Annotated in this window: 9 protein-coding genes and 1 pseudogene; 7 read left to right on the top strand and 3 right to left on the bottom strand. The window is 71.2% G+C overall.

Translation table 11 applies throughout. The features are described from left to right. The first annotated feature begins 122 nt into the window (after positions 1–122). Both ACZ562_RS23385 and ACZ562_RS23380 read left to right on the top strand, forming a co-directional pair. Positions 123–668: a hypothetical protein gene (locus ACZ562_RS23385; protein ID WP_471182338.1), complete on the top strand. Its 546-nt coding sequence runs from the start codon at positions 123–125 to the stop codon at positions 666–668. Positions 669–961: 293 nt separating this feature from the next. Then, complete coding sequence (locus tag ACZ562_RS23380) at positions 962–2,521, top strand: hypothetical protein (RefSeq protein WP_471182335.1); 1,560 nt, start codon at positions 962–964, stop codon at positions 2,519–2,521. Positions 2,522–2,549: 28 nt separating this feature from the next. On the opposite strand, the gene ACZ562_RS23375 is transcribed toward ACZ562_RS23380, so the two are convergent. Next, complete coding sequence (locus ACZ562_RS23375; RefSeq protein WP_471182332.1) at positions 2,550–2,963, bottom strand: organic hydroperoxide resistance protein; 414 nt, start codon at positions 2,961–2,963, stop codon at positions 2,550–2,552. A gap of 129 nt (positions 2,964–3,092) precedes the next feature. On the opposite strand from ACZ562_RS23375, the gene ACZ562_RS23370 reads away from it, so the two are divergent. The 3 genes and pseudogenes from ACZ562_RS23370 to ACZ562_RS23360 form a co-directional block, all read left to right on the top strand. Next, entirely contained in the window at positions 3,093–3,578 is a 486-nt protein-coding gene (locus ACZ562_RS23370; RefSeq protein ID WP_471182330.1) for a MarR family winged helix-turn-helix transcriptional regulator, read from the top strand. A gap of 140 nt (positions 3,579–3,718) precedes the next feature. Next, complete coding sequence (gene galE / locus ACZ562_RS23365) at positions 3,719–4,699, top strand: UDP-glucose 4-epimerase GalE (RefSeq protein WP_471182327.1); 981 nt, start codon at positions 3,719–3,721, stop codon at positions 4,697–4,699. 299 nt (positions 4,700–4,998) lie between these two features. Continuing rightward, positions 4,999–5,136: pseudogene (locus tag ACZ562_RS23360) on the top strand (ADP-ribosylglycohydrolase family protein); the annotation flags it as partial. 45 nt (positions 5,137–5,181) lie between these two features. On the opposite strand, the gene ACZ562_RS23355 reads toward ACZ562_RS23360, so the two are convergent. Beyond that, positions 5,182–5,808, bottom strand: coding sequence for a TetR/AcrR family transcriptional regulator (locus tag ACZ562_RS23355; protein WP_471182324.1), 627 nt, complete (start codon positions 5,806–5,808; stop codon positions 5,182–5,184). 195 nt (positions 5,809–6,003) lie between these two features. On the opposite strand from ACZ562_RS23355, the gene ACZ562_RS23350 reads away from it, so the two are divergent. Both ACZ562_RS23350 and ACZ562_RS23345 read left to right on the top strand, forming a co-directional pair. Next, the gene (locus ACZ562_RS23350) at positions 6,004–6,918 is read left to right on the top strand and encodes an ABC transporter permease (protein ID WP_471182321.1); all 915 of its coding nucleotides are present in this window, start codon (positions 6,004–6,006) and stop codon (positions 6,916–6,918) included. Next, a complete protein-coding gene (locus tag ACZ562_RS23345) occupies positions 6,911–7,756 on the top strand; it encodes an ABC transporter ATP-binding protein (protein ID WP_471182318.1) in 846 nt (281 codons plus the stop codon). The genes ACZ562_RS23350 and ACZ562_RS23345 overlap by 8 nt, the downstream gene beginning before the upstream one ends. Before the next feature lie 73 nt (positions 7,757–7,829). Here the strand turns inward: ACZ562_RS23345 and ACZ562_RS23340 are convergent, their stop codons facing one another. Beyond that, positions 7,830–12,773, bottom strand: coding sequence for an NAD-glutamate dehydrogenase (locus ACZ562_RS23340; protein ID WP_471182315.1), 4,944 nt, complete (start codon positions 12,771–12,773; stop codon positions 7,830–7,832). Positions 12,774–13,055: the final 282 nt, after the last annotated feature.

Raw genomic sequence — 13,055 nt, 5'->3', positions numbered from 1 at the left:
ACGCGGGCCCGCCTCTTCACGGCCGCCCACGATCCCCCCCCCCGTATGCCGCACGAAACGTGACCCATTCGCGTCGGCGGGCGTTGCGGGGCAGAACGCCCGCTCCGCCCCATGGATGCCCCTTGCCCAGGTCCAGTGTCATCGTCCGCGCGTACCAGGTTCAGGCGCATCCGTACGAGTGCCCGCCGGTGACAGCCGAGCCGGACGTCCTGGTCCACGAGGACGCGGTGTTCCGCCGTATGGCCCATCACCTGGCGGAGGCGGCGTTCGCCCTGCGCGGCGCCCGCGTCCCACTGCGCCGAATCGCCCGCGTCGCACTGCGCCCCGGGCCATGGCACGCCCGGATGCGCCTGGGCATGCGGCCATGGCACGCCCCGATGCGCCTGAACCTGCGGCCATGGCACGCCCCGATGCGCCTGAACCTGCGGCCATGGCACGCCCCGATGCGCCTGGGCCTGCACCGCACGGTCCGCGCCCTGCACCTGGCGTCGGCCCTGCGCCACCGGACCCTGAAGGCCGGCTCACGCCTCCTCAAGGCTCTCCGTGCCGGGGCCCTCCGGCTCCACTACCGCGTCCAGCTGTGCCTGCCCCGGCGCGTCGTGCGCGGTGTTCCTCCGGCCGCACCCTCACCGAGCACCACCCCGTGGCGCCGTCCGCAGATCCCCTGACCGTCATCGACGGCGTCTGAACGCCGTTGTCAGCCCTGGGAGTTCCCATGCCCTCCAGCCCGTCGCGGCCCACCCCGACCCGGCCGCCCACCTGGCGCCCGGCCGGACGACCCGGCGGCCGCCGCCCCGTCCGGGTCCCGGTCCGGGCTGATTCCCGCCTACGCGCACCGGACTCGCCACCGCATCCCCGCCGACGTGACCGCCTCACTCGATATGGTGACGCACCGCCATGCCGGTGACCTGGGCGGGAACATACGGCCCATGCCCCAGACGCTCCCCCTTCCGGCGGTCCCGTGAGCGCCTCAGTCGTCGTCCGGCGTGCCGTGCGCGGCGCGACGGCGCTGCGCGGCGGCCGGGTCCGGCGCCTCACCCCGTATCAGTTCTACGGTGCCCTGTTCTGGCTGGTGATGACGCTGGCGTACTGGCGCATCCCGTTGTGCTGCGACGCCGGTCAGCACGCGGCGGTCGTCGAGCGGCTCAAGGCCGACCTGCTGCACCCGGCCCACACGACGGCGGACCTGCCGGGCACGGGCAGCCCGTACTACGGGCCGTACGCCGTCGCCCAGGCCGTCCTCGCGCGGCTGACGGGGCTGTCGGGCTGGGGAGTCGTGACGCTCGCCGGCCCGGTGCACCTGCTCGTCCTGCTGACGGGGACCGGCCGATTCGTCAGGGCCCTCACGCCCCGCCCGTGGGCACCGGTCCTCGCCCTGGTGTTCATGACGCTGCTGTGGGGCACCGAGCCGATCCTGTGGAGCGGCTACCTCGGCCTGATGTCGATGACGACGACCCTCGGCTATCCGTCCGCGTTCGCCGTCGGGCTGACGTTCTGGGCGTGGGCGCTCACCTACACACGGGCGCGTGAGGGCGCGCAGGCCGTCCGGTACGTCGGTCCGAGCGGCCTCGGAGGCTGGTGGGGGTACGCCGGGATCGGCGTCCTCTACGGACTGATCCTGCTCATCCATCCGGTCACGGCCCTCCCCGCGCTGACCGGGGCGGCGGCGATCGTGGCGGCGCGGCAGCGCGCGTGGCGGGGGCCGGTCGTGGGCCGGTGGGCGCTCACGACCGCGGCCGCCCTGACGGTCGCCGTCACCTGGCCGTACTACGACGTGCTCTCGCTGGCCGGCGACACCAGCCTGGACGGGATGCACCGGCCGCTGTACGACTCGATGGCCGGCAACTCCTGGCTGGCGCTCACCGGCGTGCCGGCGCTGTGGGTGCGCTCCCGGCGCTCGGCGCGTGACCCGCTGGTGCTGATGTTCGTGGTGGAGTGCGTGGTGGTGGCGTCCGGCGGGGTGAGCGGGCACTTCACCTGCGCACGGGCCCTGTGGGCCGTGCTGCTGCCTCTGCAGTCCGCGCTCGCGGTGGAGCTGGCGGCGCCCCGGCCGTGGGGGCGGGCGAGAAGAGCGCTGGGCGGGGCGGCTGCCCTGGCGGTGTGCGTCGGGTTCTGCACCGTGCACGCCGGGGCGGTCGTGCCGCGCTCACTGGACCCGGTGGGGTTCGGGCAGCCGCCGCGCCGGCCGACGTACGAGTGGGCGGCGCGGCACATCGGACCCGGCGAGGTCGTCATCACCGACGGATACACCGCCGGTCACGCCGTCGCCGGGTACGGACCGAACCTCGCGGCGCCCGTCCGGCCCGACCCCTCCCTGGACGAGCGGGAGCGGGCGCGCCGGCTCGCCGACGTCCGCGCCTATCTGTCCGCGAGGTCGACCCGCGCCGAGCGCACCGCCCTCGTCCACCGCTACCACGTGCGCTGGCTGCTGCTGACGCGGTGGCAGCCGGTGCCCGAGGAGGCGGTCGTGGTGGCGTGGAGCCGGCGGACGGGGGAGGTGCTGGCGCGGGTCGGAGGGTGACCGGCGCCGCTCACCCGATGTGCTCCACCTACTCGATGACGAGCTCGACGGGGACGTTTCCGCGGGTGGCGTTGGAGTAGGGGCAGACCTGGTGTGCCTGCTCGACCAGCTTGCGGCCGGTCGCCTCGTCGAGGCTGTCGGGCAGCTCGACGCGCAGGGCCACCTTCAGCGCGAAGCCCGCGCCCTGCTTGCCTATGCCGACCTCGGCCGTCACCGCGGCCTCGCTGACGTCCACCTTCGCCTCGCGGCCGACGAGGGCCAGGGCGCTGCCGAAGCAGGCGGCGTAACCGGCGGCGAACAGCTGCTCCGGGTTGGTGCCCTGCCCGTTGCCGCCGAGCTCCGTCGGCAGGCCCAGCGCGAGGTCCAGCTTGCCGTCGGAGGAGACGGCGCGTCCGTCCCGGCCGTGGGTGGCGGTGGCGACAGCGGTGTAGAGCGCGTCCATGGGAAACCGTCCCTTTCGGAGTGACGAGTCGTGTTCCGGCGGCTCTGCTTGCGGCCGCCTCACGGCGTAAGTAGAGCACACAATTTAATTGCACACAACTAAATGATCGGCACGAGCTACCCTGGAGGCATGACCCCGACGCCGGCACCCGCCGCCCAGGAGGACTGGCTCCGCCTGGACAACCAGATCTGCTTCTCCCTGCACGCCGCCTCGCGCGCCTTCAACAGCGTCTACCGGGTGATCCTCAAGGACCTCGGGCTGACCTACCCCCAGTACCTCGTGATGCTGGTCCTGTGGGAGCACGGCGACCTGCCGGTGAAGAAGCTGGGCGAACACCTGCGCCTCGACTCCGGCACGCTCTCGCCCCTGCTCAAGCGGCTGGAGGCGGCCGGGTTCGTGCGGCGCGAACGCAGCGCCCTCGACGAGCGCTCGGTGGAGGTGCGACTGACCGAGGAGGGCGTCGCGCTGCGCGAGCGGGCACTCGGGGTTCCGCGCCGGATCACCGCCGCGACGAGTTTCGGCATCGACGAGATCAGGGAGCTGCGCACCCGCCTCGACGAGCTCACAACCGCACTGGACGCGGCCGCGCTTTCGGAGACGCCGGGTTGCTCGTGACACGCCGGGCACCGCGCGTGGCGGCCTTCGCGCATGGAGTCGTCCCAGTCACCCGCTTCGGGCGCCGCCGCCTGCTTCACTGACAGCCGACGGGACACCGGGCACCACCACGGGCCAACTGACGAGGGGACAGCCGCACAATGACCTGGCTGATCACCGGCGGCGCCGGCTACATCGGGGCGCACGTCGTACGGGCGATGACCGAGGCTGGCGAAGGGGTGGTCGTGTACGACGACCTGTCCACCGGCATCGCCGAGCGCGTGCCCCCCGGAGTCCCCCTGGTGACGGGCTCGACGCTGGACGGCGAACTCGTGGCGCGCACGCTCGCCGGGCACGCGGTCACAGGTGTGGTCCACCTGGCCGCGAAGAAGCAGGTCGGCGAGTCCCTGGATCTGCCGCTGCACTACTACCGGGAGAACGTCGAGGGCCTGCGCGTCCTCCTGGAGGCCGTGACCGCGGCCCGCGTGCCTTCCTTCGTGTTCTCGTCCTCGGCGGCCGTGTACGGCATGCCGGATGTGGACCTCGTGACGGAGGAGACGCCCTGCGCGCCGATGAGCCCGTACGGCGAGACGAAACTCGCCGGCGAGTGGCTGGTGCGGGCCACCGGCCGGGCGACGGGCCTGTCCACGGCGTCCCTGCGCTACTTCAACGTGGCGGGCGCGGCCGGCCCGGAACTCGCTGACGTCGGCGTCTTCAACCTGATCCCCATGGTCTTCGAGAGGCTCACCGAGAACGCGCCCCCGCGCATCTTCGGCGACGACTACGCGACCCCGGACGGCACCTGCGTCCGGGACTACATCCACGTGGTGGACCTGGCGGAGGCCCATGTGGCGGCGGCCCGCGCCCTGCGGACCTCCCCCGGCCGCGACCTCACCCTCAACATCGGCCGCGGGGAGGGCGTCTCCGTCCGCGAGATGATCGACCGCATCAACGCCATCACAGGGTACGACCGCGCCCCGACGGTCACCCCCCGCCGCCCCGGCGACCCGTCCCGCGTCGTCGCCTCGGCCGAGCGCGCCGCCACCGAACTGGACTGGAAGGCCATGCACGACGTCGAGGACATGATCACCTCGGCCTGGGCGGGCTGGGTACGCCGCTACCCGCAGGCGGCCCACGGCTAGTGCCGCGTCAGCCAAGGTTTGCCCGTCGAGGAGCGGCGTCCGGTGCGTGCTCTCGGCGTGCCGGCCGGAAGTCCTCGTACTGGACGTACTTGGGCTTTCGGCCGGTGCGGCGAGAGGGCGTGCCGGGCGTCGCGACGGGGCGAACCTTGGCTGACGCGGCACTGGTGCCGCGACGGCCAGGGTTCGCCCGGAGGGCGGGCCCGGCGCCGTCAGGTGCGTGCTCCCGGCGTGCCGGACCCCGGCCCTCGTACCGGATGCAGGCGGGCTATGGCCCGGTGCGGCGAGAGTTGGCTCGCCGAGCCGTGTACGGCAGCGCCGCCGTGCCCGAACGATGGTCCGAGCCGCTGCATGTACCCCTGCCCGGGTTCGGCGGACGAGTGCTGCGCTCTGCGGAGCCGGCTGGGCTCGCGCGGCGGCTCTGCGGTCCCGGCACTTGAGCCGCCCCGCCGGGCGAGGCTCCGACCGGCCTGCCCGCGGCCGCTTCACAGCGCCTTGAGCGCCGCCGTCGTAGCCCGTGCCAGTGATCCCAGGTAGCCCTTCGGCAGCTTCGGTTTGCGGACCACGACGGAGCGCCAGTACAGGGGGCCCGAGATGAGGTCGAGGGCCAGGTCGTCGTCGATGCCCGCCCGGATCTCGCCGCGCTGCTCCGCCGCCGCCACGATCTTGCTCGCGACGCCCTCCTGCCCTTCCCGCAGCGCCTTCTGCATGGCCTCGGCGATGTCGGGGTTGCGGGCCGCCTCGGCCTGGAGGTCCGGGATGATCTGCGAGGCCACCGGGTGGCGCAGGGCGCGGGACGTCACCTCGTACAGCAGCCGCAGGTCGCCCTCCAGGGAGCCCGTTTCCGGCACCGGCAGCCCCTGTACCGCGATCGCCGAGACCAGGTCGAGGACCAGGTGCAGCTTGGAGCGCCAGCGGCGGTACACCGCGGTCTTGCCGACGCCCGCGCGGCGGGCGATCCCCTCTATGGACATCCGCGCGTAGCCGACGGCCGCGAGCTCCTCGAAGACCGCCGCCCGGATGGCCTCCGTCACGTCCTCGCGGAGCACGGCGGCTCCCGCGGGGGTCCGGCGGCGCACAGGCGTCTGGGGCTCCTCGGCGTTCGTCGTCATACGGACCAGCATAGGCCGTTGCGACGAAACGGTTGCGTTCCGACGTCGAATCGGCCTACGCTCACGTTGCGACGATACGGTCCCGTCCCGACGTAAGAAAACGTGAAGAGAAGCGTAAGGAAACGCCGGGCAACAGGCCCGGCGACAGCCGAGCGCCCGCACCACCCCCTCCCCCACCGAGCGAAAGCAGCGGATGTGAGCCAGGTCCTCCACACACCGCCCCCGACGTCGGCCCCGGCCGGCGATCTCGCGGCCCTCGCCGCCCGGCACGGCCTCTCGGTCAGCGGCGCCCGACCCTCCCTGCCGGCGTACGTCCGCCAGCTGTGGGCCCGGCGCCACTTCATCGCGGCCTTCGCGACCGCCAAGCTCACCGCCCAGTACAGCCAGGCGAAGCTGGGCCAGATCTGGCAGGTGGCCAACCCGCTGCTGAACGCGGCGGTCTACTACTTCATCTTCGGTGTGCTGCTGCAGACCAAGAAGGGCGTGCCGGACTACGTCCCGTTCCTGGTCACGGGCGTGTTCATCTGGACGTTCACACAGAGCTCGATCCTGTCGGGCACCCGGGCCATCTCCGGCAACCTCGGCCTCGTACGGGCCCTGCACTTCCCGCGGGCCGCGCTGCCGATCTCGTTCTGTCTGCAGCAGCTCCAGCAGCTGCTGTTCTCGATGGCCGCCCTGGTCGTCATCCTGCTCTTCTTCGGCGTGCCGGTCGCCGCCTCCTGGGTGCTGGCGATCCCCGCGCTGGTGCTGCAGTTCACCTTCAACGCGGGCATCTCGATGATCATGGCCCGGCTGGGGGCGAAGACGCCGGACATCGCCCAGCTGATGCCGTTCGTACTGCGCACGTGGATGTACGTCTCGGGCGTGATGTGGAGCATCGACCACCTGCTGAGCCGGCACAGCAGCCTGCCGTCCTGGGTCGGCCCCGTCCTGCAGGCCAACCCGGCGGCCGTCTACATCGACCTGATGCGCTTCTCCCTGATCGACAGCTTCCACGGGAGCCAGCTGCCGTCCCATGTGTGGCTGATCGCGACGGGCTGGGCACTGCTCTCCGGGGTCGGCGGCTTCATCTACTTCTGGAAGGCTGAGGAGACGTACGGCCGTGGCTGAGAACACCACGCTCGCAGACGAGCGGACCCCCACCGTCATCGCGGACGGCGTCGACATCGTCTACCGCGTCAACGGCACCGGCGCCGGCCGCGGCACCGCCACCGCCGCACTCAACCGCATGCTGCGCCGCAAGCATGCCGAGAAGGCCGCCGGCGTGCGAACGGTGCACGCGGTCAAGAACGTCTCCTTCGTCGCGTACCGCGGCGAGGCGATCGGCCTGATCGGCACCAACGGTTCCGGCAAGTCGACCCTGCTCAAGGCGGTCGCGGGCCTGCTGCCCGCGGAGAACGGCCGCATCTACACCGACGGCCAGCCCTCCCTCCTCGGCGTCAACGCGGCACTGATGAACGACCTGACCGGCGAGCGCAACGTCCACCTCGGCGGCCTGGCCATGGGCATGTCCCGCGAACAGGTCAGGGAGCGCTACCAGGAGACCGTCGACTTCTCCGGCATCAACGACAAGGGCGACTTCATCACCCTCCCGATGCGCACCTACTCCTCCGGCATGCAGGCCCGGCTGCGCTTCTCGATCGCCGCCGCCAAGGACCACGACGTCCTGCTCATCGACGAGGCCCTGGCCACCGGCGACCGCTCCTTCCGCAAGCGGTCCGAGGCCCGCATCCGCGAGCTGCGCGAACAGGCGGGCACCGTCTTCCTGGTCAGCCACAGCAACAAGTCGATCCGTGACACCTGCGGCCGCGTGCTGTGGCTGGAACGCGGCGAGCTGCGCATGGACGGCCCCACCGAGGAGGTCATGAAGGAGTACGAGGCCTTCACCGACGACAGGCCCCGGCCCACCCGCAAGCCCCGCCCCGAGCGGGACACGGTCCCGGCCTGAACCGACCGCGCGGCAGCGAAACCGAGGGCGCCCCGAGCCGAACCGGCCCGGGGCGCCCTCACCGTCGTACGGACTACGAATGCGTCCGCAGCAGCGTCCGCATCGTGCGCATCGCCACCGACAGGTTCGCCAGGTCGAACGAGTCCGAGCCCTGGATCTCCTCCAGCGTCGTGCGCGCCCGGCTCAGGATCGCCGCGTTCTTCGCCTCCCACGCCTTGAAGCGCTGCTCGGGAGTCGACGTGCCGTTGCCCACCGCGAGAACGTCGGCCGTCAGGGCCGCGTGTGCCGCGTACAGGTCCTCGCGGATCGAGGCGCGGGCCATGGACTGCCAGCGGTCCGCGCGAGGCAGTTCGACGATACGGTCCATCAGCTGGGTGATGTGCAGGCGGTCGGCGAGGTCGTAGTAGACCTCGGCGACGTCCAGCGGCTCCTTGGCCATGCGGTCGGCCACCGAGACGATGTCGAGCGTCGGGAAGGCTGAGGAGAACCCGGCCACGCGGGTGGCGAGCTCGTCGGGGACGCCCACGCCCGTCAGCTCGTCGTAGATCTGCTGGTACCACTCCAGGTCCGCGCCCTTGAGCAGCTTGGGCAGCTGCGACCAGACCTGTTCGACCCGCTCGGCGAAGAAGTCGACCGTCTCGGCGAGCTGCAGCGGCTGCGGCCGGTTGTTGAGCAGCCAGCGCGTGCCGCGCTCGACCAGCCGGCGCGAGTGCAGACGGATTCGGGTCTGGACGGCGGCCTCGACCTTGTTGTCGAGGGCCTCCACCCCGTCCCACACCGCGGCCGAGCGGAAGATCACGCGGGCCGCGGTCTGGGCGCGGACGATCTCCTCCAGCGAGGCGCCGGTCTCCTCGCGCAGCCGGTGCAGATAGGTCGTGCCGCCCGTGTTGACCGTGTCGTTGACCAGGACGGTCGTGGTGATCTCACGGCGCAGCGGGTGGCTGTCGATGTGCTCGGGGAACTGCTCGCGCAGCGCGGTCGGGAAGTACGCGTGCAGCAGGGAGCGCAGGTACGCGTCGTCCGGCAGCGAGGTGTGCAGCAGCTCCTCGGCGACCGTGATCTTCGTGTACGCCAGCAGGACGGCCGTCTCCGGACCGGTCAGGCCCTGCCCGGAGGTGAGGCGCTCGCGGATCTGACGGTCGGTGGGCAGAAACTCCAGCGCCCGGTCCAGCAGGCCCTCGCGGACCAGGTGGCGCATGTACCGCTGCTGGGCGTGGAGCATGTCCTTCGACTGGGCGAGCGCGTTGGCGATCGCCACGTTCTGCGCGTAGTTGTTGCGCAGGACCAGACGGCCGACCTCGTCGGTCATCTCGGCGAGCAGCTTGTTGCGCTGCTTGACCGTCATGTCGCCGTCCGCGACCAGGCCGTTGAGCAGGATCTTGATGTTCACCTCGTGGTCGGAGGTGTCCACGCCCGCGCTGTTGTCGATGGCATCCGTGTTGATCTTGCCGCGGTGCAGTGCGAACTCGATCCGGCCGAGCTGGGTCAGGCCGAGGTTGCCGCCCTCGCCGACGACCTTGACCCTGAGGTCCTTGCCATCCACGCGGATCGGGTCGTTGGCCTTGTCGCCGACGTCGGCGTGGGACTCCGTGGACGCCTTGACGTACGTGCCGATGCCGCCGTTCCACAGCAGGTCCACCGGCGCCTGCAGGATCGCCTTCATCAGGTCGGCCGGGGTCATCTTGGTGACGCCGGCCTCGATCCCGAGGGCCTGCCGGATGTGGGCGTTGACCGGGACGGCCTTGGCGGTACGCGGGAAGACGCCGCCGCCCGCCGAGATGAGCTCGGTGTTGTAGTCGGCCCAGCTGGAGCGAGGCAGCTCGAAGACGCGGCGGCGCTCGGCGTAGGAGGTGGCCGCGTCCGGGTCCGGATCGATGAAGATGTGCCGGTGGTCGAAGGCGGCCACCAGGCGGATGTGCTCGCTCAGCAGCATGCCGTTGCCGAACACGTCACCGGACATGTCGCCGATGCCGACGACCGTGAAGTCCTCGGCCTGCGTGTTCACGCCCAGCTCCCGGAAGTGCCGCTTGACGGACTCCCAGGCGCCGCGGGCGGTGATGCCCATCTTCTTGTGGTCGTAGCCCGCGCTGCCGCCGGAGGCGAAGGCGTCGCCGAGCCAGAAGTTGTACTTCTCGGCGACCCCGTTGGCGATGTCCGAGAAGGTCGCGGTGCCCTTGTCGGCGGCGACGACGAGATAGGTGTCGTCCTCGTCGTGCCGGACGACGTCCGCCGGGGGCACGACCTCGCCGGCCACCATGTTGTCGGTGATGTCGAGCAGCGCGGAGATGAACGTCTTGTAGCTGGCGACGCCCTCGGCCAGCCACGCGTCGCGGTCCACGCTCGGGTCGGGCAGCTGCTTGGCGACGAAGCCGCCCTTGGCGCCGACCGGCACGATGACGGTGTTCTTCACCATCTGCGCCTTGACCAGGCCGAGGATCTCGGTCCGGAAGTCCTCCTTGCGGTCGGACCAGCGCAGCCCGCCTCGCGCGACCTTGCCGAACCTGAGGTGCACGCCCTCCACCTGCGGCGAGTACACCCAGATCTCGAACGCCGGGCGGGGCGCCGGAAGATCGGGGATGGCCTGCGGGTCGAACTTCATGGAGACGTAGTCGTGCGGCCGGCCGCCCAGCGCCTCCTGGAAGAAGTTCGTACGGAGAGTCGCCTTGATCAGGGTGAGGAAGGACCGCAGGATCCGGTCCTCGTCTAGGCTCGCCACCTGGTCGAGGGCGGCGTCGAGCTCCTCCAGCAGGGCGTCGACGATCTCGTGCCCGGCACGCTGCCGGTCCGGCGACATCCTCGCCTCGAACAGCGACACGAGCAGCCGGGTGGTGTGGACGTTGTTGCGGAGGGTGTCCTCCATGTAGTCCTGGCTGAAGGTGGAGCCCGCCTGGCGCAGGTACTTGGCGTACGCCCTGAGCACCATCGCCTGCCGCCAGCCCAGGCCGGCGCTCAGCACGAGGGCGTTGAAGCCGTCGTTCTCGGCCTTGCCGGTCCAGGTGGCGGAGAAGGCCTCCTGGAAGCGCTCACGGCCGTCGTCGCCGAGGTAGTCGCCGCCGTCCTTCGACCTGGGCATGCGCAGGCCGAAGTCGTAGATCCAGGCGACGCTGCGGTCCGAGCAGCGCAGTTCGTACGGCCGCTCGTCGATGACCTCCACGCCGAGCCGGTTGAGCACCGGCAGCACCGCGGACAGCGAAACGGCCTCGCCCTTGCGGTAGATCTTGAACCGGCGCTCCTCGGGCGCGGCGCCCACGGGCTCGTAGAGGCTGAGCGCGAAGTCCTTGCCGCCCTGCGCCTGGGCCTCACTGAGCCGCTCCAGGTTGACGATGTCGGCGACCGCGGAGCGCGGGTTGTGGTCGGCCTTGTAGCCCTCCGGGAAGGCGTTGCTGTAGCGGCGCAGCAGCTCGGCCGCGTGCTCCTCGCCCAACTCGGCATTCAGCGCGTCGGCGAAGCCGTCGGCCCAGGAGCGGGCGGCCTCCACCAGCCGGGCCTCGATGCGCTCCTTGTCGGTGTCGGACAGCTGCGGCAGCTCGGTGCCCTGCGGGACCCGGACCACGAAGTGCAGCCGGGACAGGATCGACTCGGTGTTCCAGGCCGTGAAGTCGACACTGATACCGCCGAGTTCCTCCTTGAGGATGTCGATGATCCGCAGCCGGACACCGGTGGTGTAGCGGTCGCGGGGGAGGTAGACGAGGGCGGAGTAGTAGCGCCCGTACTCGTCCTGGCGGAGGTAGAGGCGCAGCCGCCTGCGCTCCTGGAGGTAGAGCACGGAGGTGACGATGGACTGCAGCTCGCCGACCGGGGTCTGGAAGAGCTCGTCGCGCGGGTAGGTCTCCAGGATCTGCAGCAGGTCGCGCCCGTCGTGGCTGTCGGGCGAGAACCCGGCGCGCTCCAGGACCTCGGCGACCTTGCGCCGGATGACCGGGACGCGGCGCACGGACTCGGTGTAGGCGGCGGAGGAGAACAGGCCGAGGTAGCGCCGCTCACCGACGACGTTGCCCTTGGCGTCGAACTTCTTGACGCCGATGTAGTCGAGGTACGACGGCCGGTGCACGGTGGCCCGGCTGTTGGCCTTGGTCAGCACAAGGAGCTTGTGCTCGCGGGCCTTGGCGCGCGCGTCGGCGGGCAGCCGCTCGAAGGAGGGGCTGACGGGGTGGCTCTCGCCGCCCGCGTGGTGCGGGTCGGAGCGCAGGATGCCCAGGCCGGTGCCGGGGACGGCGGCGAGCGAGTCGTCGTCCCGCAGCTGGTACTCGCGGTAGCCGAGGAAGGTGAAGTGGTCGGCGGACAGCCAGCGCAGCAGCTCGCGGGCCTCCTCGACCTCCTGCTCGCGCAGGTCGGAGGCGACGGGCTCCTTGGGCAGCTCGTCGGCCATCCGCAGCGCCGCGTCCCGCATCTTGTCCCAGTCCTCGACGGCCTCACGGACGTCGGACAGGACACGCAGCAGGTCGGAGGTGATCTGCTTCAGGTCGCCGCGGTCGGTCTCGCGGTCGATCTCGACGTGGATCCAGGACTCGGTGTGCGCGTCGTGCGGGAGGGCGTCGGCGGGAGGCACGCTGAGCACCTCGATGAGCCGGCCGGTGACATCCCGGCGCACCACCATCTGCGGGTGGATGACGACGTGGATGCCGCGCCCCTGCCGGGTCAGCTCGTTCGTCACGGAGTCCACGAGGAAGGGCATGTCGTCGGTGACGACCTCGACGACGGAGTGGCTGCAGGTCCAGCCGTTCTCCTCGACGGTCGGGGTGTGGACCCGTACGTTGGCCGTGCCCTGCGGGCGGTTCTCGGCCAGTCTGTAGTGCGAGAAAGCGGCTCCGAGGATGTCGACCGGGTCGCGGCCGGTGAGGTCCTCCGGGGCGGTGTGCAGGTAGTAGCGCTGGAGGAACGCGAGCACGATGTCCGGGTCCGGAGTGCCGTCGTCCGTCGTCCCGGTCGGTAGGTGCCCCCCGACCGGGCTGTTCTCAGCTACCCGGGCGGCCCTCTCGAACAGCTCGGCCTTGGCTTCGTCCAGCTTGGTCTGCATTGTCCTCTGGCTCCTGTCGCGCGCCGTTGCGTGACGTAGATGGAAGTACTGTCTCTTCCCTTCCGACGTGACGCCGAGACGCGGGGTGTCCGGTCTGCTTCGACGCTATGCCGCAGGGTGAGACGAGCGGAGGGCTGTCAGCCGTTCCCGACACGTCCGGAGGGTGTGACGCTGCTCTCTGCGTCGCCTGCTTCCGGGGTGTGTACGGCGTCCCGGGGGCCCTTGCGGCCCCTTCCCGCTCGCGAAGACCAGCGACCGCCGCCCGGTCACGGAGATGATCCG

The organism is Streptomyces sp. NPDC040410 (genome assembly GCF_055595715.1).
The sequence above is the reverse complement of the archived record's forward strand: the minus strand, read 5'-3'. Positions and strand labels throughout refer to the sequence as shown.

Bases quoted from the DNA above. Each gene is read 5' to 3' on its own strand.
- ACZ562_RS23355 (WP_471182324.1), bottom strand. From the start codon at position 5,808: ATGACGACGAACGCCGAGGAGCCCCAGACGCCTGTGCGCCGCCGGACC.
- ACZ562_RS23375 (WP_471182332.1), bottom strand. From the start codon at position 2,963: ATGGACGCGCTCTACACCGCTGTCGCCACCGCCACCCACGGCCGGGAC.
- galE (WP_471182327.1), top strand. From the start codon at position 3,719: ATGACCTGGCTGATCACCGGCGGCGCCGGCTACATCGGGGCGCACGTC.
- ACZ562_RS23370 (WP_471182330.1), top strand. From the start codon at position 3,093: ATGACCCCGACGCCGGCACCCGCCGCCCAGGAGGACTGGCTCCGCCTG.
- ACZ562_RS23340 (WP_471182315.1), bottom strand. From the start codon at position 12,773: ATGCAGACCAAGCTGGACGAAGCCAAGGCCGAGCTGTTCGAGAGGGCC.